This is a genomic window from Exiguobacterium sp. s28 (assembly GCF_018618135.1).
Lineage (GTDB): Bacteria > Bacillota > Bacilli > Exiguobacteriales > Exiguobacteriaceae > Exiguobacterium > Exiguobacterium mexicanum_A.
Genome location: NZ_JACSLL010000003.1, coordinates 61,672 through 86,229, shown reverse-complemented (window position 1 = coordinate 86,229; position 24,558 = coordinate 61,672). Strand labels below are relative to the sequence as shown.

General features: G+C 53.6%; 27 protein-coding genes. 20 read left to right on the top strand and 7 right to left on the bottom strand.

Annotated features, from left to right (window positions below; genetic code table 11):
- Window positions 1-20 precede the first annotated feature (20 nt).
- From KNP78_RS04825 to KNP78_RS04800, 6 genes are read left to right on the top strand one after another with little or no spacing between them, the layout of a single operon-like run.
- Window positions 21-872, top strand: coding sequence for an NAD-dependent epimerase/dehydratase family protein (locus KNP78_RS04825; RefSeq protein WP_167491737.1), 852 nt, complete (start codon window positions 21-23; stop codon window positions 870-872).
- On the top strand, window positions 869-2,011 hold the full coding sequence (locus KNP78_RS04820) for an aminotransferase class V-fold PLP-dependent enzyme (RefSeq protein ID WP_214823365.1): 1,143 nt from the start codon (window positions 869-871) through the stop codon (window positions 2,009-2,011). Before KNP78_RS04825 ends, KNP78_RS04820 begins: the two co-directional genes overlap by 4 nt.
- A 12-nt stretch (window positions 2,012-2,023) precedes the next feature.
- On the top strand, window positions 2,024-2,608 hold the full coding sequence (locus KNP78_RS04815) for a hypothetical protein (RefSeq protein WP_214764378.1): 585 nt from the start codon (window positions 2,024-2,026) through the stop codon (window positions 2,606-2,608).
- A gap of 19 nt (window positions 2,609-2,627) precedes the next feature.
- Window positions 2,628-2,831, top strand: a complete 204-nt coding sequence (locus KNP78_RS04810; RefSeq protein ID WP_214823364.1) for a polysaccharide deacetylase family protein — start codon at window positions 2,628-2,630, stop codon at window positions 2,829-2,831.
- On the top strand, window positions 2,828-3,628 hold the full coding sequence (locus tag KNP78_RS04805) for a polysaccharide deacetylase family protein (protein WP_214823363.1): 801 nt from the start codon (window positions 2,828-2,830) through the stop codon (window positions 3,626-3,628). The genes KNP78_RS04810 and KNP78_RS04805 overlap by 4 nt, the downstream gene beginning before the upstream one ends.
- Before the next feature lie 35 nt (window positions 3,629-3,663).
- On the top strand, window positions 3,664-4,317 hold the full coding sequence (locus tag KNP78_RS04800) for a hypothetical protein (RefSeq protein ID WP_214823362.1): 654 nt from the start codon (window positions 3,664-3,666) through the stop codon (window positions 4,315-4,317).
- A 26-nt stretch (window positions 4,318-4,343) separates the two neighbouring features.
- Here the strand turns inward: KNP78_RS04800 and KNP78_RS04795 are convergent, their stop codons facing one another.
- Together KNP78_RS04795 and KNP78_RS04790 are read right to left on the bottom strand one after the other, a co-directional pair.
- Entirely contained in the window at window positions 4,344-5,108 is a 765-nt protein-coding gene (locus tag KNP78_RS04795; protein ID WP_214823361.1) for a MerR family transcriptional regulator, read from the bottom strand.
- Window positions 5,109-5,155: 47 nt separating this feature from the next.
- On the bottom strand, window positions 5,156-5,620 hold the full coding sequence (locus KNP78_RS04790; protein WP_034779301.1) for a GNAT family N-acetyltransferase: 465 nt from the start codon (window positions 5,618-5,620) through the stop codon (window positions 5,156-5,158).
- A gap of 214 nt (window positions 5,621-5,834) precedes the next feature.
- Here KNP78_RS04790 and KNP78_RS04785 point away from each other — a divergent pair, with 214 nt between their 5' ends.
- From KNP78_RS04785 to KNP78_RS04760, 6 genes are all read left to right on the top strand, one after another.
- Complete coding sequence (locus KNP78_RS04785) at window positions 5,835-7,544, top strand: glycoside hydrolase family 13 protein (protein ID WP_214792178.1); 1,710 nt, start codon at window positions 5,835-5,837, stop codon at window positions 7,542-7,544.
- Between the two features lie 127 nt (window positions 7,545-7,671).
- Window positions 7,672-8,091 carry a YwiB family protein gene (locus KNP78_RS04780; protein ID WP_214708410.1) on the top strand — a complete coding sequence of 140 codons (420 nt, stop codon included), beginning with the start codon at window positions 7,672-7,674 and terminating at the stop codon, window positions 8,089-8,091.
- Window positions 8,088-8,516 carry a hypothetical protein gene (locus KNP78_RS04775; protein ID WP_138858750.1) on the top strand — a complete coding sequence of 143 codons (429 nt, stop codon included), beginning with the start codon at window positions 8,088-8,090 and terminating at the stop codon, window positions 8,514-8,516. Before KNP78_RS04780 ends, KNP78_RS04775 begins: the two co-directional genes overlap by 4 nt.
- 46 nt (window positions 8,517-8,562) lie before the next feature.
- A complete protein-coding gene (locus KNP78_RS04770) occupies window positions 8,563-9,078 on the top strand; it encodes a GNAT family N-acetyltransferase (RefSeq protein ID WP_214823360.1) in 516 nt (171 codons plus the stop codon).
- 6 nt (window positions 9,079-9,084) lie between these two features.
- Window positions 9,085-9,801 (top strand): hypothetical protein, encoded by a 717-nt coding sequence (locus tag KNP78_RS04765; protein ID WP_214823359.1) that lies wholly within the window; start codon window positions 9,085-9,087, stop codon window positions 9,799-9,801.
- Window positions 9,802-9,890: 89 nt separating this feature from the next.
- Window positions 9,891-12,020: a (Fe-S)-binding protein gene (locus tag KNP78_RS04760; RefSeq protein WP_214823358.1), complete on the top strand. Its 2,130-nt coding sequence runs from the start codon at window positions 9,891-9,893 to the stop codon at window positions 12,018-12,020.
- 40 nt (window positions 12,021-12,060) lie between these two features.
- Here the strand turns inward: KNP78_RS04760 and KNP78_RS04755 are convergent, their stop codons facing one another.
- Window positions 12,061-13,359 (bottom strand): methyl-accepting chemotaxis protein, encoded by a 1,299-nt coding sequence (locus KNP78_RS04755; protein ID WP_214823357.1) that lies wholly within the window; start codon window positions 13,357-13,359, stop codon window positions 12,061-12,063.
- 173 nt (window positions 13,360-13,532) lie between these two features.
- Between KNP78_RS04755 and KNP78_RS04750 the strand changes: the two genes are divergently transcribed.
- The 5 genes from KNP78_RS04750 to KNP78_RS04730 all read left to right on the top strand — a co-directional run bounded on the left by KNP78_RS04750 (window position 13,533) and on the right by KNP78_RS04730 (window position 18,804).
- Window positions 13,533-14,852 carry a hypothetical protein gene (locus tag KNP78_RS04750; RefSeq protein ID WP_251128452.1) on the top strand — a complete coding sequence of 440 codons (1,320 nt, stop codon included), beginning with the start codon at window positions 13,533-13,535 and terminating at the stop codon, window positions 14,850-14,852.
- 80 nt (window positions 14,853-14,932) lie between these two features.
- On the top strand, window positions 14,933-15,412 hold the full coding sequence (rpoE, locus tag KNP78_RS04745) for a DNA-directed RNA polymerase subunit delta (protein WP_214708420.1): 480 nt from the start codon (window positions 14,933-14,935) through the stop codon (window positions 15,410-15,412).
- A 235-nt stretch (window positions 15,413-15,647) separates the two neighbouring features.
- Entirely contained in the window at window positions 15,648-17,243 is a 1,596-nt protein-coding gene (locus KNP78_RS04740) for a CTP synthase (RefSeq protein ID WP_034779284.1), read from the top strand.
- A 138-nt stretch (window positions 17,244-17,381) separates the two neighbouring features.
- Window positions 17,382-18,212, top strand: coding sequence for a TVP38/TMEM64 family protein (locus KNP78_RS04735; protein ID WP_034779281.1), 831 nt, complete (start codon window positions 17,382-17,384; stop codon window positions 18,210-18,212).
- Between the two features lie 43 nt (window positions 18,213-18,255).
- Window positions 18,256-18,804 (top strand): GNAT family N-acetyltransferase, encoded by a 549-nt coding sequence (locus KNP78_RS04730; protein ID WP_214823355.1) that lies wholly within the window; start codon window positions 18,256-18,258, stop codon window positions 18,802-18,804.
- 14 nt (window positions 18,805-18,818) lie between these two features.
- On the opposite strand, the gene KNP78_RS15785 is transcribed toward KNP78_RS04730, so the two are convergent.
- The 3 genes from KNP78_RS15785 to KNP78_RS04715 all read right to left on the bottom strand — a co-directional run bounded on the left by KNP78_RS15785 (window position 18,819) and on the right by KNP78_RS04715 (window position 21,196).
- Complete coding sequence (locus tag KNP78_RS15785) at window positions 18,819-19,487, bottom strand: helix-turn-helix transcriptional regulator (RefSeq protein ID WP_214823354.1); 669 nt, start codon at window positions 19,485-19,487, stop codon at window positions 18,819-18,821.
- Between the two features lie 114 nt (window positions 19,488-19,601).
- The gene (locus KNP78_RS04720) at window positions 19,602-19,814 is read right to left on the bottom strand and encodes a hypothetical protein (protein ID WP_034779277.1); all 213 of its coding nucleotides are present in this window, start codon (window positions 19,812-19,814) and stop codon (window positions 19,602-19,604) included.
- 266 nt (window positions 19,815-20,080) lie between these two features.
- Window positions 20,081-21,196: an NADH-dependent flavin oxidoreductase gene (locus KNP78_RS04715; RefSeq protein ID WP_034779275.1), complete on the bottom strand. Its 1,116-nt coding sequence runs from the start codon at window positions 21,194-21,196 to the stop codon at window positions 20,081-20,083.
- Window positions 21,197-21,456: 260 nt separating this feature from the next.
- Between KNP78_RS04715 and KNP78_RS04710 the strand changes: the two genes are divergently transcribed.
- A complete protein-coding gene (locus KNP78_RS04710; protein ID WP_034779272.1) occupies window positions 21,457-23,112 on the top strand; it encodes a glycerol-3-phosphate dehydrogenase/oxidase in 1,656 nt (551 codons plus the stop codon).
- 42 nt (window positions 23,113-23,154) lie between these two features.
- Here KNP78_RS04710 and KNP78_RS04705 read toward each other — a convergent pair whose 3' ends face one another.
- Window positions 23,155-23,577 carry a hypothetical protein gene (locus KNP78_RS04705; RefSeq protein ID WP_214823353.1) on the bottom strand — a complete coding sequence of 141 codons (423 nt, stop codon included), beginning with the start codon at window positions 23,575-23,577 and terminating at the stop codon, window positions 23,155-23,157.
- 112 nt (window positions 23,578-23,689) lie between these two features.
- On the opposite strand from KNP78_RS04705, the gene KNP78_RS04700 reads away from it, so the two are divergent.
- Window positions 23,690-24,040, top strand: coding sequence for a YxeA family protein (locus KNP78_RS04700; protein ID WP_034779268.1), 351 nt, complete (start codon window positions 23,690-23,692; stop codon window positions 24,038-24,040).
- 80 nt (window positions 24,041-24,120) lie between these two features.
- Complete coding sequence (locus KNP78_RS04695) at window positions 24,121-24,480, top strand: response regulator (protein ID WP_251128451.1); 360 nt, start codon at window positions 24,121-24,123, stop codon at window positions 24,478-24,480.
- The last annotated feature ends 78 nt before the right edge of the window (window positions 24,481-24,558 follow it).

Sequence of the window (24,558 nt, the reverse complement as noted above, 5' to 3'; positions counted from 1 at the left end):
GAGTGAAGAGGGGGAGAATGATGGTCGATCAAACGGTTCTTATTGTCGGGGTAGCCAGTTTCCAAGGGTTTCATATCGCACGTCGGCTATTGCAGGAAGGGTTTGATGTCGTCGGCATTGACGATGAAGGGCGGCACAAGACGCGAATCGCCAAACAGCGGCTCTACGTTCTCACCCACCCGCAGTTCCATTTGATCCGTTCAACGCTCGCGAACAAGACAGTCATGCGCAGCGTTTTGAATCGACACGAACCGAGACACATCATCTTATGTTCGACCCGTCGCCATAACGGAAGTGAAGAGCCGCTGGAACGTTACGAGTTGATGAAACGCTACATCGCCATCCAAACGAAGCGGGTCCCGGTTGAATCGTTCATCACGTTCGACTTGCCTGTAAAACAGGAGGACGGGGAACGTCCGGTGATCCATCTGTTCACAGAAGACGTCTTCGGACCTTGGGATGATGCCTCGACGCTAGTGTCAAAGGCCATTGTCGCCGTCGACCGCGGTGTCCGACTCTCAGGGTATTACGCGACGGATATCATCAACGTCTCCTATATCGATGATGTCGTCGAATCGGTCGTCCGCTTGCTTCGCTTGATTCAAACCGGGATGTCGCCAGTCGGATATTTCCAAATCCCGGCCTCCGACTACGTGAACGTCCAAACGTTACTGTCCGACATCGGACATATCCTCAACAAATCGGCGAAGACGTCGTTGCCGATGCGCGAGTCGGTACTTCGGCAGTCGGCCGTTCCGACGCTCGACACGCTGATCGGCTTCAGCCCGAGCACATCGCTGTTTGAAGGACTCGAGCAAGTCGTCGATTGGTATATCTCGTATAAAACCATGATGAAGGAGGGCATCAAATGAACATCCTATTATCGAAGCCCCATATGTCGGGCCGTGAGATGGCCTACATCGAAGAGGCGTTCGCGAGCAATTGGATTGCGCCGCTCGGCCCGAACGTCAATGCATTTGAAGCGGAAGTGGCTGCATATGCGGACCATCCTCACGCCTTGGCGACAAGCTCAGGGACGGCTGCCCTCCATTTGGCGCTACTTACGCTCGGCGTCGGGACAGGGGACACGGTCTTCTGTCAGTCACTCACGTTCGTCGCATCGGTCAATCCAATCCGTTACGTCGGCGCCATTCCGGTCTTTATCGACTCGGAAACGACGACGTGGAATATGTCGCCAGACGCGCTTCGGAAAGCGCTCGTCCAAGCCGCGACGAAAGGAAAGCTTCCGAAAGCGGTCATCGTCGTCCACCTGTACGGCGTCGTCGCGAAAATCGGTGAGATTCGCCACATCTGTCGTGAGTTCGGTGTCCCATTGATCGAGGACGCGGCCGAATCACTCGGCTCGACGTGGCACGGGCAAATGACGGGAACCATCGGGGACATCGGGTTTTATTCGTTCAACGGCAATAAAATCATTACGACATCAGGCGGCGGCATGCTCATGGTGCCGAATGAGGAAACGAGACAGTTGGCGCTCAAGTTGGCCACGCAAGCTCGGGAAGACGCACCGCATTATGAGCACGAACAAGTCGGCTATAACTATCGATTGAGCAACGTCTCGGCCGGGATCGGTCGGGGACAGCTCGAAGTGATTGAGCAGCGCGTTCAAGCACGACGTCGCGTGTTCGCTCGCTATGAGCATATGTTCCGTCAGCTCGGGACGACGTATCAGCAAGAAGTCCCACACTCACGGGCCAATCGTTGGCTGACCGCCATGCAGTTGGATCAGACAGACTTGCACCGAGACACGGTGATGGAGCGACTCGCCAGTGCCGGCATCGAATCCCGTCCTGTCTGGAAACCGATGCATCTGCAACCGGTGTATCGCGATGCCGAATATGTGACGGTCGATGGAGAAGATGTCAGTCGGCGTCTGTTCGAGAATGGGATCTGCCTTCCATCGGGATCCGACTTGACCCTCGGGGAACAACAGCAAGTCATCCAGACCGTGCTCGATACGCGCTCGATCGTCACGGAACAAAGTGTCTGAGGAGGACGAACGATGAACCGGGAAGCAGAGATCATTCAAGCGCTTCGAGCCGCTGCATCTCTGACTCCGACCCTCACGGTTAAACAATATCAGCTCTGGAGCCGAGACCGGGACGTCCCGACATTTCTCGACGTTCTCAATTTTTACGGGTCATGGACCGGCGCCTTGAAAGCAGCCGGCCTCTTAGAAGCCCGAAAGCACTATACCCAACAAGAACTCGTTGCAGCGCTTCGGCTCGCACTTGAACAGGAAGGGAAGTTGACGAGCACCCATTACCAACAATGGGTCAAAGATCATCCCGGTCCTTCCCTAGGTGATATTATTTCCCATTTCGGGTCTTGGAGTCTGGCCGTGAAAACGGTAGAGCGTTTAGAGGAGCTCCATTTTACCGTCCAGCCAGAACGTGAAAAAGCAGAAATCGTTCAATCGTTGCTAGAAGCAAGTCGGGTCGTCGTGCCATTCAACGCGATCACCTATCAAAAATGGGCGAAACAACATAAACGACCAAGTGTCGCCAAAGTATCCCGTCGGTACGGCTCCTGGAAACGGGCGCTCGCCGAACTAGAGCTTCGTGAGTCGTGTGAAGGAAAGAAGTGAAGACAGAGGAGGGGTCTCGATGAACGGAGCGTTTGTCATCTCACTAGATTTTGAATTGAACTGGGGCACGTTTGACGGTACGACGATTGAGGCGTATGGCGATAATTTACTCGGGGTCCGGCAAGTCGTACCGAGCTTGCTCGACTTGTTTGCCGCACACCAGATTCATGCGACTTGGGCGACGGTCGGATTCCTGTTCTATGAGACGAAGCAGAGCTATTGAAAGACTTGCCGACGATTCAACCGACGTATCGGCATCCCGAATATTCTTCATACAATTGGATGCAGCACGTCGGGGCGGACGAGGCGGTCGACCCGTATCACTTCGGGAAATCACTCGTCGATCAAATCGCGGCGACGCCTGGTCAAACCATCGGGACGCATACGTATTGTCATCTATCTTGTTTAGAAGAAGGAGTGACCATCGAGGCGTTCAAGGCCGATCTCGAGGCGGCGAAGCGGGTGGCCGCACGTCGCGACTTACCCATTCAGAGCATCGTCTATCCGCGCAATCAATCGAGCCCGGCGCATTTCCAAGCGGCGCAAGAAGTCGGAATCGATGTCTATCGCGGCAATGAGACCCATTACATTTATCGGGCCGATGCGAGAGGGGATGAGGGGTTAGGCCGACGGGCCCTTCGTCTGCTTGATGCCTACGTCAATTTGACGGGGCACCACACGGTCTCGTGGGCAGCCATTCGGCAATCATCTCCTTATAACGTCCCATCGAGCCGATTCCTGCGACCTTACGTGCCGGCGCTTCGCTTCCTCGACCGACTCAAAGTGCGGCGCATCAAACGGAGCATGACGCATGCGGCCAAACGGGGGGAAGTGTTCCATCTTTGGTGGCACCCGCACAACTTCGGCAAACAGGTATCCGAAAACATGGCCTTGTTGGGTGAAATCATCGCCCATTATGAAACGTTGCATCAAACGTATCAATTTGAAAGTTTATCGATGGAAGAAGTGGCGGACCGTTGCCGCCCGGCCGTCGTCTCGACGCAGGAGCGACACGGATGAGAGGCGTTCGGAGGAAGAGAAAGGGGAGGGACAAAATGGGCCGACCGATCGTACTACTCATTGGAGAACACCGGACATCTGCCTACGTCTATCATGCGATCCGCAACTTAGGGGTAACCCATGTCGTTCAGGAAGATGGGCCGAGCGAGCATCGTCCGGAATCCATCAAGCATTGGCTGACGCATGTATACGTCCGGCTGACGTCGCCTGTCATGCGCCTTTCGAGCCGGACGCGGATCCGAGAACTGAAAGGTCGCTATCCATTGAGCGATGAGCCGATTCCGTTCCACCACATTCTACGTGTCACCTCATTGAACGATACGAAGACGACGATGTGGCTCGATCGTCTCGACCCGCAGCTCATCGTCACCCATGAGACGGGGCCGATTGACCCGAGCGTCCTCGCCCGCTTCGACTGCCCGGTATTGACGGTCGCACCGACGATGGCAGAAGGACAACTCCAAGCGTACTGGGCGTTCCGGGCCAAACCGGACGTCTGTGAGGCACGAATCGAACAGTGGACCGAGCGGGGCTGGTCCGTGGTCGACCGGGCCGTGCTCTACATCGGCGGGACGGATAATTTTGCCACGTATCCGTACTTGCAGCTCACGACGGCGCTCCCGCTCTTGAGACGTCAAATCGAGTCATTGCTAAAGGAAGATGTGTATGACCGTCGAACGGCAAAATAACGGCCAAAGCGCGATGCTTTGGCCGTTTAGCTTTGGGTGATGCAATAGTGTTGGATGGCGTCATTATAATAGACGGCCAGTCCTGGCGCGTACTTGTCATAGAACGCGGTGAAACGCTCGTCCATGACGTACATCTGACCGAGTCCGCTGAACATGTCGAGCGAGCAGTCATAGAACTGGTCATTGATGAACAGGTGGTTCGCCCGGACGGCCGCTTGGACACGCGGGTCTTCGACCGGGACGCCGGCAGTGAACAAGTCGACGAGCGGCTTGACGAGATCGACTTGTTGTTGACTGAGCGCTTCCCAGTCTTCTTTCGATCGCTTGTCGGCGCGCGCACGTGACGTCTTGTACGCCTCACTCTCGCCCCAACGTTCTTCTGTCTCCGCCTCGTGCTTCGCTTCATGGGCTTTCAGTTCGTCAAACGATAATCCCTTGAACAACGATTTGTCTTCCATTGGAATTCCTCCTCTCAGTGAGGTGAGCGTCGATTCCGCCGTCTCGGCGAGTGTCGCAAAATAGGCGGCTTTCGCGCGCAGGGCGGTCACTTGCTCCTCGAGGGCACGGGTCCGGTCGAACGGTTCGGCTTCGAGTAAGCCTTGAATCGTCTCGAGCGGGAAGTCGAGCGAACGATACAGCAGAATCGTCTGCAAGCGCTCGGCATCATGCGACGAGTAGCGCCGATAGCCGTTGACGTCACGTTCCGGGACGAGCAGACCGACGGCGTCATAATGACGCAACGTCCTTGTGGTCGTGCCAGAGAGTGTCGCGAGTTGTTGAATCGTGTACATGTCCTCACCTCCTTGAAGTCAGCGTACACGTTGACGTCGCGTCAAGGTCAAGCCTCTTTTTCGAACAAAGAGAATCCATCTCGTTCGCCGACATAATTGAAGCCGAAGCGAGGATAATAGGCGTTCAAGAAGTGATTCGTGGCGACACAGTCGAGGCGAACTCGGTCTGACGTCGCTGCAAGCGCATAACGCATCAACTGTTCACCGACTTGTCGGCCTTTCATCCGGTCATCGACGACGAGGCGATGTAAATAGACGGCCGCGTCAGGATCGTCCCACAAGTTCTCGTCCCAAGACGTCGGTGGGATCAAGCTGACCGACCCGGCGATGTCTCCGTTCGCTTCGTATACATAGACGGTTCCGTTCGTGACGTCATGGGTCACAAAATCGGTCCGACTCGGCTCTAAATATTTTTGCCATTGCGTTTTTCCAGCGGCCCGAAACGATTGCGCTTTCGTTAAAATGAGTTGATCGATTGCCGAGAGATCGGCCTGTGTGGCCAAACGAATCATGTAAGTCGCCTCACTTTCATTTCATTTCAAATTCGTGTAGGGTACACGATGAGTAAGCTGTTGAAAACATCTTTGTGTCGTGGAATGATTTTTGGTAAGATAAACTTACTGCAATCGTGCAAACGATTGCGCTAACGAGATAAAGAGACAACAGCACTGATATTAGTATATAGGATGCGCAGTGAGTTTAGGGACAAGGGAGTATCATTGACACATGCAACTTTTACAACGTGACCAACACACACAAACGAAAACACTGAAACGAAACTGGTGGAAAGAAGCTGTCGCTTATCAAATCTACCCGCGCAGTTTTTATGATGCGAACGGGGACGGGATTGGCGATATTCAAGGCATCATCGACAAACTCGATTACTTGAAAGACCTCGGCGTCGACGTCATCTGGATTTGTCCGATGTACAAATCGCCGAATGATGACAACGGCTATGACATTAGCGACTATCAGGACATCATGGACGAGTTCGGGACGATGGAAGATTTCGACCGTCTGTTGACGGAAGTCCATGCGCGCGGCATGAAATTGCTGTTAGACCTCGTCGTCAACCATACGTCGGATGAGCACCCATGGTTCATCGAATCGAAGAGCTCAAAAGACAATCCGAAGCGTGACTGGTACATTTGGCGTGACGGCAAACCCGACGGCTCGAAACCGAACAACTGGGAGTCAATTTTTGGCGGGTCGGCTTGGGAGTTTGACGAGACGACGGAACAATACTTCTTGCACGTCTTCTCGAAGAAACAGCCGGACCTGAACTGGGAGAACGCCGAGATGCGCCAGACGGTGTACAACATGATCAACTGGTGGCTCGACAAGGGGATTGACGGTTTCCGTGTCGATGCAATCAGCCACATCCGCAAACACCCGTCATTCGGCGACTTGCCGAACCCGGAAGGTCTCGACTTCGTGCCATCGTTCGAGATGCATATGAACGTCGACGGGATTCACGGTTATTTAGAAGAACTTCGCGACGAGACGTTCAACAAGCACGACATCATGACTGTCGGCGAAGCGAACGGCGTCTCACCTGACGATGCCCACCTTTGGGTCGGCGAGAAGGAAGGCAAGATGAACATGGTGTTCCAATTCGAACACATGGGTCTCTGGCGTGAAGACGCCGAGTCGAAGCTCGACGTCGTCCACTTGAAGAACGTCCTCACGAAATGGCAAAAAGGCCTCGAAGCAGATGGCTGGAACGCCCTTTACGTCGAGAACCATGACCAAACGCGGACCGTGTCATCATGGGGTGATGACGAGCGCTACTGGAAAGAGAGCGCCAAGTCGATCGCGATGATGTATTTCCTCATGCAAGGGACGCCGTTCATCTATCAAGGCCAAGAGATCGGCATGACGAACGTGAAGTTCGACTCGATTGACCAGTACGATGATATCGCGACGCGCAACCGGTATTACATCGGTCTCGAGAACGGCAAGAGCCATGACGAGATGATGGACATCACGTGGAACTCGTCACGTGATAACACGCGCACACCAATGCAGTGGAGCGACGCCCCGAACGCGGGCTTCACGTTCGCGGAGACGCCGTGGTTCGGCATCAACCCGAACTACACGGACATCAACGTCGGCGCCCAGCTCGAAGACGACGACTCGATTCTCAACTTCTATAAAGAGATGATTCGTCTTCGCAAGCAAGATGAGACATTCGTCTATGGGACGTATGACATCGTCTTGCCGGAGCACCCAGAGATTTACGCGTACACACGCACGCTCGGTGACTCGCAATACCTCGTCATGACGAATTTGACAGGGAAAGAAGCCATCTTTGCGACGGAGATCACGCTTCGCTCAGAAGACGTCGTCTTGAAAAACATGCCGCTCGAGCCGCATGACGAGACGACACTGCTTCATTTGAAGCCGTTCGAAGGTCGCGTCTATAAGCTAAGTTGATTCAAAGACAGGGGGAACCCTGTCTTTTTTGTAGTGTGAACGGTCCGCGAACCGGGAAAGAAAAAGTTACCGATTCCGGACCGTTCGCGAGATATGGTACGATGGGACAGCGGAAAGGGGAATCACCATGGCAATTGAACCGAAACGCGTACGTGTGCGCCAAAAGACAATGATCAGTGAAATCGAGGAGCCGATTGAGCTGCAAGTCGACGGGCTCTATTATGAATTGAAGACCGGCTTCGTCTTGACGTTCGATCAAGAACGAGAAGACGGCGTCGTGCCGACAACGATCAAATATACGACGGGCCGGCTCGCGCTCATCTGTAAAGGACCGATTGAGATGAATCATTCCTTTATTGAAGGGCGCTTGACCCAAAGCCTATATAAAAACCCATACATGTCGATGACGATGGCGACGACGACGGAGCGGCTCGATGTCGCGGACGGACGTTGCCGCTTCGCCTACGAGTTGTCGATGAACGATGACTTGGCAGGTAACTATGTAGTCGACGTCACGTGGACGTTTGAAGGAGGAGAGTTCGCATGAATTTTGCAGAACGCGTGAGAAAGATTGAAGAGATGTTGAACGAGGATTGGTTCGAGATGCTCGAGACGAATGAGGACGAATATGAAGAGTGGCGCGGCCGCCTCGAGGACCACGCCGAACAGGTCGTCGGGCACTACGATAACGAGACCGGCGTCGATATGGACTCGGTCGATAAATTGCTCCAATTGAACGATGAGTTCCCGCTTCTTTACGGGGAAGACACGGTCCGGCTTTACGTCGCCTTGATCGAGGCGCGACCGGAAGATAGATCGGTATACGACCGCTACATCGACTACTTAGCCGCCATCGGTGACGCGACGCACGAGGAGTTTTTACGGTTCCATACGCTCGTCGAAGCGGGCCGTCTTGACGAGGCACGTGAGCTCGCCCCGCAGATGCCAAAACGATTAGGACTCGAAGATTAAGGCCGCTTTGCGGTCTTTTCTATGCATAAAAACAGGGGGAAGCGTTATGTTGCGACTAGTGAAGACATCCATGGAGCAGGAAGCGAACGTGCTCGATTTTTTAAAGGAATGGCGGGAACGCTCCGAAACGATCGTCCCGAACGCCGTCGACCGCGACGCGTCCGATTTTGCGACGTACGTCAAAGAAATTCGTGATAAAGAAGTACGGGTGAACAACGTCAGTTGGGTGCCGAGCACGACGTATTGGCTGACGGATGGGCACGAGTTGCTCGGGGCGGCGAATATCCGTCACGAATTGAATGACAACCTCCTCAACTTCGGGGGACACATCGGGTACGGCATCAAGCCGAGTGCCCGCGGACGTGGTCTCGCTACGAAACAGCTCGAGCTCGCACTCGAGAAAGCGAAAGAACTCGGGATCGAGCGGGCGTTGATTACGTGCGACCGGACGAACGAAGCGTCACGCCGAGTCATTTTGAACAATGGCGGCGTGCCGGACACGCCGTTCACAGCGGAAGGCGGGAAAATTGTCGAGCGGTTTTGGATTGAACTGAAGGGGTGACATGAGATGGCGAACTGGATCGTGGTCTATTTAGCGCTCATCAATTTTTTTGGAATTTATCTGTTTCCGCGAGACCGGGTGCCGTCTCAAAAATGGTTCTCGTTTTCGAGCGGGATCGCCATCACATACTTTTTCATGTATCTCTTGCCGTCCTTGAACAAGCGGCAAGACACGCTTCAAGTCGATTGGCTCGACCTGGCCTTGCCGTCGGAGATTTATGTCATCAGCCTGCTCGGTTTCACCGTCTTTTACGGGACGATGCGTGTCGTCCGGACGCCCCATTTCAAAGACGAGACGATTGACCAGAACGTGTCGTACTGGCTCCAAGTGACGCTGTTGACGGCATATATGTCGTTCTCGGCTTACGTCGTCACGGCATCATCCGTCTCGTTCGTCGCACGCAGCTTCTACGCGACGGCGCTCGGCGTCCACTTCCTCGCCGTCGGCCACGACTTGTATCGCCATTATGGGGAACGGTACATCCGGCAAGGGCGTTATTTGTTGAGCGGCGGGATTCTTGCCGGCGGTTTCTTCTCCCGCTTTATCGACCTCGCCTCGCACGTCGAGGCCATCTTGTTCGCGTTCGTCGCCGGGGCGATGATTCTGAACATCGTCAAGTTCGAGCTCCCGGCCGACCGCAACCTTCACTTCCGGACGTTCGTCCTCGCCGTCGTCGGGTATGGCGGTATCCTCTTATTTTTAAAACATGGGCTCAATTTTTGACCTCTCCAATAAAATGAATGACTGTTCATTCATTGTTTGATATACTGAACTCAAGATTGAATCCGTTTTCATAAGGGGGGGTTTTGGGGATGTCTACATTTTTAATCGTCAACTGGATTCTATTCTTGCTCGTCCTCGGCTATGGACTATATTTGTTCGCATCGTTGGTGTACCAGCGCTATACGTTCATCAAGCTCGGGAAAAAGGCAGAGTGGAGCCAAACGAATAAGGAACGGCTTGAACAGGTCATGATCAACGTGTTCGGCCAAAAGAAACTGTTGAAAGACAAGAAGAGCGGCATCATTCACGTCATGATGTTCTATGGGTTCATCCTCGTCCAGTTCGGGGCCATCGACTTCATTTGGAAAGGACTTGCTGTCGGGACGCGTTTCCCGCACATCCCGCTCGGTCCGCTCTATCCGATTTTCACGTTCATGCAAGAAATCGTCATGCTCATGATTCTCGTCGCGGTCGTTTGGGGATTCTACCGCCGTTACGTCGAGAAACTCGTGCGTTTAAAACGAAACTTTCTGGCCGGTCTCGCCCTCATTTTCATCGGTGGGTTGATGGTATCGGTCTTGTTCGGGAACGGGTTCTACCTCGTCTATAAAGAAGAACTCCCGATGTGGGGCGAACCGGTCGCGACGCTCATCGGTTCGGCGTTCGCTTGGGTACCGGGAGGGGTCGCCTTCGCCTTGTTCGTCGTCTTCTGGTGGCTTCACCTCTTGTTCTTGCTCAGCTTCATGATCTATATCCCGCAAGGCAAGCACGCCCATTTGATTGCCGGGACGCTCAACGTCTGGCTCGGACGGACGCACCAAGTCGGTCGTCTCGCACCGGTCGACTTCTCAGCGATGGAAGAGGCGGAGGAGTCGGATGAAGAAATCGTCTTCGGCGTCAATAAAATCGAAGACTTCAACCAAAAACAACTCGTTGACTTGTATGCCTGTGTCGAATGCGGACGCTGTACGAACGTCTGCCCGGCGACCGGGACTGGTAAAATGTTGTCGCCGATGGACCTCATCGTCAAACTGCGCGACCACATGAACATGAAAGGGGCCGCCATCACGCGTAAATCGCCGTGGGCACCGGCGCTCATGTTCCAAAACACGCAAGGGGCCGAGATCGCAGCCGCGGCTCAAGACGGGCGTATGCTCGTCGCCGACGAGTTGATTGGCAACGTCATCACCGAAGAAGAGATTTGGGCATGTACGACATGTCGCAACTGTGAGGACCAATGCCCGGTCATGAACGAGCACGTCGACAAGATCATCGACCTTCGCCGTTACCTCGTCATGATGGAAGGCAAGATGGATCCAGAGGCGCAACGTACGGTCGCCAATATCGAACGTCAAGGCAACCCGTGGGGGATGAACCGGAAAGAGCGCGAGAATTGGCGCAAAGACCGGGAAGAACTCGTCATCCCGACGGCGAAAGAGAAGAAGAAGGCCGGTGAAGAGTTCGAATTCCTCTTCTGGGTCGGGGCGATGGGCTCATACGATAGCCGCAGCCAAAAAGTCGCGCAAAGCTTTGCGAGCGTCTTGAACAAGGCCGGTGTCTCGTTCGCCATTCTCGGGAACGAAGAGAAGAACTCAGGGGACACGCCGCGCCGCATCGGGAACGAGCTGTTGTTCCAAGAGCTTGCCGAAGCGAACATCAAGCTGTTCGAGAAGTATGGGGTCACGAAAATCGTCACGGTCGACCCGCACGCGTACAACACGTTCAAAAACGAGTATCCGGACTTCGGGCTCACGGGTGTGAAAGTGTATCACCATACAGAGCTCCTCGCCGAGCTGCTTGATACGGGCCGGGTCAAACCGGACTTCTCCGTGAACGAGCGGGTCGTCTATCACGACTCGTGCTACCTCGGGCGCTATAACGGCATTTACGACGCCCCACGTTTCGTCTTGGAACGCATCCCGGGTGTCGAACTCGTTGAGGCGGAACGGAACCGTGAGAACGGCATGTGCTGCGGCGCTGGCGGCGGTCTCATGTGGCAAGAAGAGAAAGTCGGGACGCGTGTCAACGTGGCTCGGACCGAGCAGCTGCTCGAGACGAAGCCGACTGTCATCGGTTCGGCGTGTCCGTACTGCTTGACGATGCTCTCGGACGGGACGAAAGCGAAAGAAGTCGATGAGACGGTCGGCACGTTCGACGTCGTCGAATTGCTTGATCGCTCCCTCGCTCCGATTGAAGTACCAGAACCACTCGTTCAATAACAAACAAGGCACAGTCCGCGGACCGTGCCTTGTTTTGTCGTCAGTGCATTTCGGACGTAGCTAGTAAAGAAGACGTCAAGTGCGATAAGCCTTGCGTCGTCTCGTTGATGGCTGAGATCGTCTCGACCATTTGGCCGAGGTCTTGCTTGTTCCGTTCGAACGACAGGACGTAATTGCCCATCTCGTCTTTGACGGTCGAGAAGCCTGCTTTGACGGCACCGAGTTGACGCATCGCCTCGTCGTTCGTCCGATGCATCTGTCCCATCTGATCGAGCAGGGCGGCGATGTTCGTCTCGTTCTCATGGATGAGGACGTTGATTTGACTGCTCAGCTGTTTGGCGTTCTCGGCGAGCGTGCGCACCTCGGTGGCGACGACGGCGAAGCCTTTACCGTGCTCACCGGCCCGGGCCGCTTCAATCGATGCGTTCAAGGCGAGCAAGTTCGTCTGATTGGCGATCTGTTCGATGCTCCGGGTCATGCTGACGATGTCTTGTGAACCGTCCTTGAGGGCGGTGATCCGTTCGAGCGAGGCATCGACGTACGTCGCCGATTGCTTGAACTCGGTCTCCATCTGTTCGATTTGTTCGCCGTTCGTATGCGTCAAGTTCATCAAGTGGCGGCTCATCTTCTCCGTCTGTTCGGTCTCGGACAAGACTTGATGGGCCCGCTTGCTCGTCTCGGACATGGCGTGACCGGTCTGTTCCATCGTCGTCGCGACTTCTGTGCTGACGCGGCTCACGTCATGAAGTAGCGCCGCCCGAGCGACGTTCGCCGATTCGATTTCATCGAGGCGGGCGTCGACATATTGTTCGGTGACGATTTGAGCGTCCAAGTTCATCGCGTGAGACAAAGCGAGGAGCGACTCAGTCATCGTGGCCGGGTCGTGTTGATACGCCTCGACGATTTTTGGGATGAGCAACGTGTTGAAGGCGGAATACGTCGCGAGGAACCAGACGACCGGTACCGAGAAGTGATGATGCGTTTGCCCCATCCGCTTGCGCATGGCGAGGAACTTGTCATCGATCTTTCCGGTCAACAGGCTACGGAAGTAGTCGGCGAACACTTTTTTCAGACGCTCACGCGTCGATGAGGCGTTGGCGAGTTGGACCATCTCGGGTTGCAACATCAAGTGGTCGAGCACGTTTTCAAGTACGTCATCTAACACCGCTTCGACGAGCGGGGCCATGTTTTGAAGTTGTTTCACTTGCGACGCCGTATAGCCCATATAATGGGTGCGTACGTTCAAATTCGGGTCGTTTGGTTGCGCGATCGTCGCCACATCGGGAAAGCCGATCGACGCGGCGTAGGCGGCAGGTTTTGCTTTACGGAACAGTGCCATGATTCATTCTCCTTTTTCTCATACAGCTAAAATAGCGTTCTCCTTTATATCGGCAAACATGTGAAAAAACTGAGAAATCGATGTGCGATGAAGCTGGTTGTTTTCGCACTAGAAGCGGGAAAGAGAAGAAAGAGAGATGGATTCGGCCATTTTTGAGAAATGAGATGTTCCGTTTGAAGAACACGGTCATGTTATTGACGATTGTCAGTGCCCTCAGCAGTCAAATTTTGCCTCAAATCTTATTTTTATCACTTATGGCAGTGGAAGAAGGCTCAGGACGATTAATCCCGTTCATGATTTTTTATGTGGCGAGTATGTCGGGGCTATTGTTATGGGTGTATGTCATCGGGCGGCTAGGCTCGAAACGGACATTCTTGTTGGCATTATCCGTCTTGGTCGCGGGCCTTGTCTGCTTCTTGTGGCCGTTTGGCTGGGCCATCGAATTGAGCGCCTTTCTTGTCGGTGTCGGATCAATCGGTGTCGGGTCGATTATGACGACGATTCTGTCACAGCTAAGCGAATTATCGGCACCAAAACAACCGTCAGATGAGAAAGGGAGTTCGTTACCGCTTGTGCTCACGCTCATTGCTTGGATTGTCGCCTTCTCCTATATCCTGACGCAATCGTATAACGGGGCCGTCCTTCTATTCCTCGTCAGTCTCGTTCTTCAATGGTCGTTTGTCAGAAAGTTGCCGCTCGAGAAAACGGCGACGTGGACGTGGGCGACCGGGAAGTTCGTGCTTGCCTTCATCACCGTCACCGTGTTCACGTTGGTGAGCCGTCTCCTCAGCCTGTTGGAAGGGGCGAGCGGGTACGTGGAAATCTTTTTATTGATGATTATTCTGCTCGGGTACGTCGGATGGGTATTGTTCCAGGAGCGGACGAGAACGTACGTCAGTGCGACCAAAACACGGCAAGTCCAGTTGCTCTCGTTCGTCGTCGGATTGTTCGGCGGTTGGACGTTGATTGGCGCCGTATTCGTCAGTCTGGCGCTATATTCGTTTCAAGTGCTCTTGTTCTATGTGTTCATGCCGTTCTTGGCGGGCGTCATCGGCTGGATATTATTGAACCGTGTGTTCGATGTGGCGCGTCATCCGTATTACGTCCTGCTCGCCACGTCGTTGCTATTCTTCCTCAGATTCTTGGAGCCGCTCGTGTTCATCCCGGTCTTGTTTGTGAGTGGGTACGTCCAGACGATGTATGCGAGTGCGGGTCACGTCTATCTATATGCATCGTATGGGGGCAATAAAGAGTTTGCCTCGTTGCTGTTGCAACTATGGAAACGGTTCGGGATGGTCGTCGCGTATTCCGCGCTCATGGTCGGATTGCTCGGCTACGGTCTATATACCGGCCAGTCGGTCAATGCGGAGTTGTCCTTCAAAGTCCCACGCGATTGGATGCTTGGGGTGCTCGGACTGACGTGGATCTTCAACGTTGGATTGATTACGCTCTATTGGTTAAGCATCCAAAAAAACGTTGAAACTTCAAAATAATTTCCTCTAGCTTTTTCATATCGGTTTTGTTTATAATGAGGAGTGATGTTTAACTAGTGACGGAAAAGGAGTGTCCTTTAATGAATAAATCGTTGATTGATTTCGTTTACGAAATTCTTCAAAAGACTGGCGAGCAACCAGTGTCATTTGATGAGATCCGTGAGCTGATCAGACAAAACTATACGTTCGCAAGTGAAGAGGAAGAGCTCGAGAAAATCGCGCAACTCTACACGGACATGAACATCGACGGACTATTCGTCAACTTGGGAGCTAACCGTTGGGCGCTTCGTGTTTGGTATCCGTTCGATAAGTCAGACGAAGATCTCGTCATCGAAGCACGCCAACGCGGTGAGCTCGATGAGTTCGAAGAAGGGATCGATGAGACAGATGAAGGCATCGTCGACATTGAAGACGACCTTGACGTCTTTGCAAAAGGTGAAGATTTTGACGCATCTGAGTTCGATGCCGAGGATGAAGCCGAAAAAGTGGAAGGCCTTGACGAGTTCGAGGACGAAGACTTGGACGACGACCTCGACCTTGAAGACGAGGATGATTTATAAGAGACCGCAAAAAGCCGGGCATTTGTCCCGGCTAGGCGTGTCTCTTTTTCTTTTTTGATAGTTGAAAAAAAGAAAAAATAATGACTTGACGACTGCATCGTCTCTGACGTAAATTAGTCATGGGCTAGTTTAGCACGTAACGATGCAGCAAAAGTGTCCTCCATTTCAGTGGGGGCACTTTTGCTTTTTTTGTTTTTTCGTTTCCCGTTGTGGCATTCAAGAGAGGAGAATGATGATGACAAAGTATATTTTCGTAACAGGTGGGGTAGTATCTTCACTCGGTAAAGGGATCACAGCCGCTTCGCTCGCACGTCTACTCAAAAACCGAGGTTTGAACGTGACGATTCAAAAGTTTGACCCATATATCAATATCGACCCAGGGACGATGAGCCCGTACCAGCACGGCGAGGTGTTCGTCACAGATGACGGCGCTGAGACGGACCTTGACCTCGGTCACTACGAGCGCTTCATCGACATCAACTTGTCGCAAAACGCCAACGTGACGTCAGGTCGCATCTACTCGACGGTCTTGAAAAAAGAACGCCGTGGCGATTATAACGGGGGTACGGTCCAAGTCATCCCGCACATCACGAACGAGATTAAAGACCGTGTCTTCCGCGCCGGTCGCGAGACGAACGCAGATGTCGTCATCACAGAGATTGGTGGAACAGTCGGGGACATCGAGTCGCTTCCGTTCATTGAGGCCATTCGTCAAGTGAAGAACGACATCGGCAAAGAGAACGTCATGTACGTCCACTGTACGCTCGTCCCTTACCTTCGCGCTGCCGGTGAGATGAAGACGAAACCGACGCAGCACAGCGTCAAAGAGCTTCGCAGTTACGGGATTCAACCGGATATCATCGTCCTCCGTACCGAGCACGACATTCCGGAAGATATGCGTGAAAAGATCGCCTTGTTCTGTGACACGCGCAAAGAAGCGGTCATCGAAGCACAAGACGCATCAACCCTTTATGAAGTACCGCTCAACCTTCAAAAACAAGGGATGGACCAACTCGTCAACGACTACTTCGGCTTCAACACGCCAGCTGCGGATATGACGGCTTGGAAAGAGCTCGTGCACACGGTCACGCACCTCGAGAAGAAGGTGAAAATCGCCCTCGTCGGGAAATACGTTGAACTTCGTGACGCGTACATCTCGGTCGCGGAATCGCTCAAACACGCCGGTTACGCCTTCAACGCGGACATCGATATCGATTGGGTCAACGCAGAAGATGTGACGGCGGAAAACGTCGAGACGATTCTCGGGGATGCTGATGGGATTCTCGTCCCAGGCGGATTCGGAGAACGCGGAATCGAAGGGAAAATCGAAGCGACACGTTATGCCCGTGAGAACAACGTCCCATTCTTCGGGATTTGTCTCGGCATGCAGCTTGCGACGGTCGAGTTCGCCCGCAACGTCTTGAAGCTCGATGGCGCCCATTCGGCGGAGATCGATCCGACGACGGACTACCCGATCATCGACCTTCTCCCAGAGCAAAAAGATATCGAGGACCTCGGCGGCACGCTCCGTCTCGGCCTCTATCCATGTAAGCTCGAGCCAGGCACGAAAGCACATGCGGCTTACAATCAAGAGCTCGTCTACGAGCGCCATCGTCACCGTTACGAGTTCAACAACGAGTACCGTGAGGCGTTCGAAGCGGAAGGGTTCAAGTTCTCAGGAACGAGCCCGGACGGCCGTCTCGTCGAAATCATCGAGATTCCAGAGCACAAGTGGTTCGTCGCGTCACAGTTCCATCCAGAACTCATTTCGCGTCCGGAGCGTCCACAACGCTTGTTCCACGATTTCATCCAAGCTTCACTCGGCGAGTGAGTGTTAGGTCACAGTCTCTCATCAGACTGTGGCCTTTTTTCTCGGGCAAAAGGCTGATACATTCCGTAGCCCCAGATGGATACATCGAGGCAGGAATCCGGGTACACTAAGAGTAGAATGGGGAGAGGGCGATGCGACATGCAGAAACGAATGATGGTGTATATCGGATACGGAGGCGCGCTCGTCGCGCTCAGCCTGTTGCCGTTCGTCGTCTTGCCGACGCTATTGCTCCCTTATCAACTTGGATGGACCGGGATCGTGTTGCTCGCACTCTCGATCGGTCTGTTGCGATCGATTCGTGAAGGGTCGAATACGTACTTGAAACAGATGCTCAAAGTCACGTTCACGTTGTTCCTATTGTTCGTCTTCGTGTATTACGTCTCGTTCGGTCTCGTTTTATACGATTCTTACGGGCTCGAGCGGCTGCTCGAACAGTACGAGGACCAGGCGATGTGGTTGTTCGCCGCCTTCAGCTTCCTGCAACCGATCGCGCTCCCGGTCCCGGAAGCGGTCAGTGTCCCGATTGGCAGTGTCGCCCTTGGGCCGCTCCGAGCGGCCTTGATTGGAAGCGTCGCGACGACGCTCGGCATTCTCGTCATGTACGGACTTGCCCGGTTCGGACGAGAACGAATCATGCGTCTCATCGATGCTGACAAGCTCGCGACGTATGACCGGTATGTGGACAAATATGGTCTCGGTGTCTTACTTGTCTTGTTCATCATTCCAATCTTGCCTGACGAGATCATTTGTCTCGCGGCCGGGTTCAGCCGAGTACCGTTCCCTCGATTCGCGTTGATTGCGATTGGGGCGAAGCTCGTCACGTCGTTCGGTCTCGCCTATTCGGTCTCGCTCGGCGAATTGTTCATCACCGGTGCGAGTCCGTTCGCCATCGTCTCGGTGACGGCGAGTCTCTTGCTCGTCATCTTGGCGCTCGTCTGGCGAAAGCGGAAAAAAGGGAATTCGAACTGATTCCTTGAAAGAGTATAGCAGCACTGATAGAGAGGACGAGGGTATGATTCTTGATGAGGAGTTACTGATTCGACCGATCGAGGTACGCGACTTGGATCGGTTATGGGAATTGATGTATAAGGATGAGGCACCAGAATTCAAGAAGTGGGACGCGCCGTATTTTGAACATCGGGCGCAGACGTATGAGGTGTATCGCGAGAGCGCCGACGAGCACGTCGGGCGTGACGACATGTGGGTCATCGAGGTCGATGGGACCGTCTACGGGACGGTTTCCTTCTATTATGAAGATGCGGGTCAGAACTGGCTCGAGGTCGGGATCATCCTCCATCAAGCCGATCGCTGGAATCGGGGCATCGGAACGCGGGCGCTCAAGCTATGGGTCACGCACTTGTTCGAGACGTTGCCGACGGTCCGGGTCGGATTGACGACGTGGTCCGGCAATGAGCGGATGATGAAAGTGGCCACGAAGGTCGGCATGCAACTCGAAGGTCGGATTCGTCAGGTGCGCGTCGTCGACGACGTGCGTTACGACTCGATTCGCATGGGCATGTTGCGAGAAGAATGGATGACAGAAAGCGCTAAGACTCGGTAGAGGCTTAGCGCTTTTCATATGTGGAACAGTTGGCGGTATTGGAGCGGGGTCATTTGTTTATATGTCTTGAACGTATTGATATAGGCCGTGCACGAGGCGAAACAATATTTCTCGCCGATGGCACAGATCGGTAAGTTCGTCCCGAGCAAGTCGGCGATGGACGCGTCGATGCGTCGCCGCCGGATTCGTTCCGGTACACTCTCGCCTACTTCCTGTTTGAACAGAGCCGACAAGTAATTGTTCGACAACCCGGTTTGCTGGGCGATCCACGGGAGTGACAACGTCGGTTCTTTCAAGTGGTCTTCAATCAAATGGATGGCCGTCGTGACATTCGGATTGGTCGAGACGGGAGGGGAGAGAAACGCCATCATTTTCGTCAAATGGTCGACAATGACGGGAATGGCGTAGAGAAAATCGAGCGTCGTCGTCAGTTCATCGATTAAGGTGAGAAGTGCGCTCGTGTAATTGAGTGCGGTTTGGACGTTCGGATTGTCTACCGGGATCAAGCGGATGACGTGATAGACGAGACCGCGGTAATAGAAACGGACACTCATATATTCATCCGCGACCGGGAGTTTCAGTAGGTCGAGCGTTAGCGTCTCGAGCAGTTGCTCGGCCCGAATCGGGTGGGCGCTGCGGAGCGCGCTCACGATCTGTTGGTCGAGCGTATAAAAGTTATCCACATGCTGAAAGTCATCGAACAAATTTTTGTCACGATGCAGGTGATTCAGAAATTGGCGCTTGATTTTGTTTTCCACCGGATGATTCACTTCTTTCGTCGTACAGTTCGGAACTGTTTATTTATCGCGTGGAACGTTCCGCTTGGTCGCTTGTTTCAACTCGGCGATTTCTCGTGCGAGCGTTTCTTCACGGGAACGAGTGGATGATTCGAGGTGGTGTTCGAGTTCCTTGCTTTTTTGTCGATACGTTTCAGCGATTTGTTTCGTCCGCTGTTGGTGTTGATTGAGCTGTTTGTTGTACGCATCGAGATCGATTGGCTTTTTTGTCATACATCATATGCCCCTTTCAAAAGACGGTCAAACAGACAGTCGTGGCGCAAGCGTGGCTTGTCCAGCAGTCTCATGGAGGAAACGGTTCCTGTCCTTAGCTTACGAAGGGGGAGAAGGCTTGCAAAGTTAGGTCAACACGAAAGGAGTGGTGAAAAAGATGAAAAATGTGACGGAATTGTGTCCATAGCATATCTTATTTCTCACACCGCTCGATGGATTGGGTGGAAACAAAAAAATCCGCAGACGCGAAGTCTGCGGATCATGGTTTATTTGACGGCTTGGTCTTTGATTGGGAACCAGCCGGCGCGTGTCGTGATGGCGTTCCAGAGCGGAGCCGGTACGGCGAGTTCGGCTTGCTTGTTCAAGTCGAGTTCGGTCTCGATCTCGTCTTCTCGGTCGTCTTTCACTTTCTCGAGCCAATCCGGGTCGATGATGAGTTCGCGACCTAGCGCGGCGAGGTCGATGACGTTCAGTGCGTCTTCGACTTGACCTGGGCGCTGGAGCTGTCCGACTCCGATGAGCGGGATGGCACCGTTGATGCGTTTGGCGATGCGATCAATCGACCGCTCCGTCACGTTCTCGTTCCGCATTGAACCGATGTTGAAGTTCCAGAGCGAGGCGTGGAGGTAATCGAGGTTTTCTTCGAGCAACATATCGATCAATACGTCCGTATCGTCGAGCGTGATACCCGGCTTTTCGACTTCTTCCGGTGAGAAGCGGTAACCGATCAAGAAGTCGTCTGTGCCTTCGGCCGCACGTTTCACCGAGCGGATGACTTCACGCGGGAATGTGAGACGTGCGTTCACGTCGCCGCCGAAGCGGTCGTCGCGTCGGTTCGAGTGGGGTGAGAAGAACTGCTGAATCAAGTATGTGTTCGCCCCATGAATCTCGACGCCGTCAAAGCCGGCCTCGATGGCACGACGTGTCGCATCGCCGAACGCCTCGATGATGGCTTCGACTTCCTCGGTCTCGAGGGCACGTGGAGTGGCGGCCCCTTCACGGACCGGTGCGACGGCACTTGCGCTTACCGGTTGTTCGTTCGGTACGAGTTCCGGAGGAGACATGCGTCCCGCATGGAAGATTTGGAGAATCGCTTTCGCGCCTTCCGCTTTTAGACTTTCGGCGAGCTGGCGCAGCCCTGGAATGAACTTGTCGTCGTTCACACCGAAAGCGTTCGGGAACCCTTTGCCGTCCTCGGTCACGTAAGCACATGCCGTGATGGCGAGTCCGACGTTCTTGGCCCGCTTCCGGTAGTAGGCGAGTTCGTGCTCTGACACTTCACCCGTCGGTTCAGACGAATAGTGCGTCATCGGCGCGAGGACGAGCCGGTTGTGGAGCTCGACGCCGTTTTTAAATTGGAAAGGTTGTAACATGCGTTTCATAAAAACTCCTCCTTGTTGGTGATACCTTGAAGTCTAGTCGTCTCTTTTCGAAATTGCGAGCAGGACGCTTTCTGAGGGGCAGGTTGCACACTCGGTGAGCGGGTCGATGGTTGAAGACGTGAGAATAGGGTATAATACAGGAGAAAAGTTGATAACCGGTTGGAGACTACAGAGAGACCACGACATGGGGGGCGAAGCCTTGTTTTGTTGTGGTCTCTTTTCATATACATCTGACCGGATTCATTATAGGAGGGGACAAGATGGAAATCAGAAATTTCTCAGCGAAAGAACGTGCCAAACGATACGAACAATTGACGGGGGAACGCCATGATATTCTCGTCGTCGGCGGAGGCATCACTGGTGCCGGGATTGCGCTCGATGCCGCATCCCGTGGGATGAAGACGGCCGTACTCGAGATGCAAGACTTCGCGGCCGGAACGTCGAGCCGCTCGACGAAACTCGTCCACGGAGGTTTACGTTATTTGAAACAGTTCGAAGTCGCACTCGTTGCTGAAGTCGGTAAAGAGCGGGCGATCGTCTATGAGAACGGGCCACACGTCACGACACCGGAGCGCATGCTGTTGCCGATGCATAAAGGCGGCACGTTCGGACCACTTTCGACCGCAGTCGGCTTGATGGTGTACGACTTCTTGGCCGGCGTTAAACGCGCAGAGCGCCGGTTGATGTTGAAACCGGATGAAGTCATTCAAAAAGCACCGCTCGTCAAAAAAGACGGTCTTGTCGGTGGCGGATATTACGTCGAATATCGGACGGATGACGCTCGGATGACGATTGAAGTTGCGAAAGAGGCGGCCAATCACGGTGCCCTCTTAATGAACTACTCGAAAGTGACCGGTCTCATCTATGAGCAAGGCAAAGTCGTCGGCGTGCACGTCGAGGACCAAATCGACGGCAAGACGTATGAGGTCTATGCGAAGAAAGTCATCAATGCGACCGGTCCTTGGGTCGACGTGCTCCGCGAACAGGACGGCTCGAACAAAGGGAAGATGCTCCGCTTGACGAAAGGGATTCACCTCGTCATCGACCAATCGAAATTCCCGCTCAAGCAAGCGATTTACTTCGATACACCGGACGGACGGATGGTGTTCGCGATTCCACGTGACGGCAAGGCGTACGTCGGGACGACGGACACGTTCTTCGATAAGGACAAGGCTCACCCACGTATGACGACCGAGGATCGTGACTATATTTTAGAGGCGATTCACTATATGTTCCCAGATGTCAACGTGACGGCAGACGACGTCGAGTCGAGCTGGGCCGGGATTCGTCCGCTCATCTATGAAGAAGGCAAAGACCCGTCTGAGATTTCACGTAAAGATGAGGTCTGGCAGTCAGAGAGTGGCTTGATTACAATCGCCGGCGGGAAGTTGACGGGTTACCGCAAGATGTCAGAGACGGTCGTCGATTTGGTGGCGAAACTGCTCAAACAAGAAGAGGGCATCGTCTTCCTCGCCTCGCGTACGAAGCATATGCCGATGTCGGGCGGCCATGTCGGTGGCTCGAAAGGGTTCGATGACTTCTTGACGAAGAAGAAGGCTGAACTGAAAAACCTTGGTCTCGATGACGTCAAAGCCGAGCAGCTCGTTCGTCTATACGGATCGAACATCGATCGTGTCATCGAGCGGATGGACTCGAACGCGTACGACCTTCCAGAGTACGTCTATGCACAACTCATGTACGGCATTGAAGAAGAGTCGGTCGTTCGGGCCATCGACTTCCTCGTACGCCGGACCGGGGCGATGTTCTTCGACATCGATTTCGTCCGCGACTATAAAGACGGCGTGCTCCGTTGCATGGCTGATGTCTTCAAATGGTCGGACGCTCGTCTCGCCGAAGAACGGGCCGAAGTCGAGAAAGAGATTGATCTCGCCGTTGTCCCAGTGACCGTTGAATAATGAAATGAACCAAAAGGAACCTCGCCGCGGCGAGGTTCCTTTTCATATGCCCAGTTCTTCATAGTACGCCATGATGCGTTCGTCGAGCGCCTCGACGACGTCCGGTTCGCCGAGAAAATAAAGATAAAGATATATACCGTCCTCACGGTACACTTCTGTTTCGAGTGTCAGCGTGGTCGGTCGTCCTTCGAAGATCACATCGATTGTGCCGAGCGCGTGCACGTCCGCTTCGTCGAGGTCCGGGTTAGAAGCCAGCTTTTTGATGCGGGCGATGTCACTGTCTGCGATTGGCTCATCGAACGTCTCGGACAAGACGGCGAACGTCTCCGGCAATTCCTCGAGATCGGTCTCGATGGCCGCGGCGAGCGGTGTCTCTTCTTTGTCTTCCCCGAAGACGTTCACCACAAGTGCGACCATGCTTCCAAGCACCAAGACGAACAACACGTATAACAAATATTGCTTCATCATGTAACTCCCATTCGTTTCATGTGTTCAGTATATCAGCGTGCCGAGTGTTTAGAAATGGGGACACGATGGTATTGAACAAGATGGAAACGAGGAGAGTGGGGGATATGCGATGAAACGAGGACTTACGATTAGTGGCATCGTTCTCATCTTATTTCTCGGCTGGCAATTCGTCGACACGAATCGGCTCTTTGCCGACGTCTACTACGCGAAAGTACCGAGTGCGGAAGTGATCGACCGAGGAACGACATACACGTATGAGATGATCGGCTATGACGAAGATGGGAAAAAACGCCCGATTACGTTCCAGGACCCGACGCGCTTGGCTGAAGGTGATTTTTTGAAAGTATATGTCAAAGATGAGGGACGGGTGACCGCGTACGAACCGGTAGCCGAGTCGGAAGTGCCGGCCCAGCTGAAGGACGAACAGACCGATGAACCGGTAGCAATACCGTTGCCTTGATTTCAAAATAGTCGCGTCGCCAAATGAAATTGGATTTGGTATGGTTAGAGTATTGCAAAATATGGAGAGAAGGTAGATGGATGTCACGGATGTTGATCGCAGACGACCAAGACGGGATTCGGTTGATGTTGGCGCAGGTGTTCCAAAACCTCGGCATTGAGGTCGACACGGCGAATGACGGACTGAGTGCTTGGGAAATGCTTGAACAGAACGGATATGATTTAGTATTGCTCGATATGAACATGCCGCGCATGTTCGGCCACGAGGTGCTTCGAAACATGCGTCAACGAGACATTGATACCCCGGTCATGATCATGACCGCGTTCGGCGAGAAATCGACACTCGAAGAAGTGCAACGCCTGGGCATCACCGCGCAATTCGAAAAGCCGTTCGATATTTATGGCATGATTGAAAAAGTGAAAGAAGTCCTAAAAATCTAGTGATTCGTCACGAAGATGACATATGTAAACGCTTGCGCAGAGCCATTTCTATGCCCGAATAGCATAGGCACACGTTTC

Coding starts and splice junctions, on each gene's coding strand:
- KNP78_RS04825 (WP_167491737.1), top strand. CDS start 21: ATGGTCGATCAAACGGTTCTTATTGTCGGGGTAGCCAGTTTCCAAGGG.
- KNP78_RS04820 (WP_214823365.1), top strand. CDS start 869: ATGAACATCCTATTATCGAAGCCCCATATGTCGGGCCGTGAGATGGCC.
- KNP78_RS04815 (WP_214764378.1), top strand. CDS start 2,024: ATGAACCGGGAAGCAGAGATCATTCAAGCGCTTCGAGCCGCTGCATCT.
- KNP78_RS04810 (WP_214823364.1), top strand. CDS start 2,628: ATGAACGGAGCGTTTGTCATCTCACTAGATTTTGAATTGAACTGGGGC.
- KNP78_RS04800 (WP_214823362.1), top strand. CDS start 3,664: ATGGGCCGACCGATCGTACTACTCATTGGAGAACACCGGACATCTGCC.
- KNP78_RS04795 (WP_214823361.1), bottom strand. CDS start 5,108: ATGTACACGATTCAACAACTCGCGACACTCTCTGGCACGACCACAAGG.
- KNP78_RS04790 (WP_034779301.1), bottom strand. CDS start 5,620: ATGATTCGTTTGGCCACACAGGCCGATCTCTCGGCAATCGATCAACTC.
- KNP78_RS04785 (WP_214792178.1), top strand. CDS start 5,835: ATGCAACTTTTACAACGTGACCAACACACACAAACGAAAACACTGAAA.
- KNP78_RS04780 (WP_214708410.1), top strand. CDS start 7,672: ATGGCAATTGAACCGAAACGCGTACGTGTGCGCCAAAAGACAATGATC.
- KNP78_RS04775 (WP_138858750.1), top strand. CDS start 8,088: ATGAATTTTGCAGAACGCGTGAGAAAGATTGAAGAGATGTTGAACGAG.
- KNP78_RS04770 (WP_214823360.1), top strand. CDS start 8,563: ATGTTGCGACTAGTGAAGACATCCATGGAGCAGGAAGCGAACGTGCTC.
- KNP78_RS04765 (WP_214823359.1), top strand. CDS start 9,085: ATGGCGAACTGGATCGTGGTCTATTTAGCGCTCATCAATTTTTTTGGA.
- KNP78_RS04760 (WP_214823358.1), top strand. CDS start 9,891: ATGTCTACATTTTTAATCGTCAACTGGATTCTATTCTTGCTCGTCCTC.
- KNP78_RS04755 (WP_214823357.1), bottom strand. CDS start 13,359: ATGGCACTGTTCCGTAAAGCAAAACCTGCCGCCTACGCCGCGTCGATC.
- rpoE (WP_214708420.1), top strand. CDS start 14,933: ATGAATAAATCGTTGATTGATTTCGTTTACGAAATTCTTCAAAAGACT.
- KNP78_RS04740 (WP_034779284.1), top strand. CDS start 15,648: ATGACAAAGTATATTTTCGTAACAGGTGGGGTAGTATCTTCACTCGGT.
- KNP78_RS04735 (WP_034779281.1), top strand. CDS start 17,382: ATGCAGAAACGAATGATGGTGTATATCGGATACGGAGGCGCGCTCGTC.
- KNP78_RS04730 (WP_214823355.1), top strand. CDS start 18,256: ATGATTCTTGATGAGGAGTTACTGATTCGACCGATCGAGGTACGCGAC.
- KNP78_RS04720 (WP_034779277.1), bottom strand. CDS start 19,814: ATGACAAAAAAGCCAATCGATCTCGATGCGTACAACAAACAGCTCAAT.
- KNP78_RS04715 (WP_034779275.1), bottom strand. CDS start 21,196: ATGAAACGCATGTTACAACCTTTCCAATTTAAAAACGGCGTCGAGCTC.
- KNP78_RS04710 (WP_034779272.1), top strand. CDS start 21,457: ATGGAAATCAGAAATTTCTCAGCGAAAGAACGTGCCAAACGATACGAA.
- KNP78_RS04705 (WP_214823353.1), bottom strand. CDS start 23,577: ATGAAGCAATATTTGTTATACGTGTTGTTCGTCTTGGTGCTTGGAAGC.
- KNP78_RS04700 (WP_034779268.1), top strand. CDS start 23,690: ATGAAACGAGGACTTACGATTAGTGGCATCGTTCTCATCTTATTTCTC.
- KNP78_RS04695 (WP_251128451.1), top strand. CDS start 24,121: ATGTCACGGATGTTGATCGCAGACGACCAAGACGGGATTCGGTTGATG.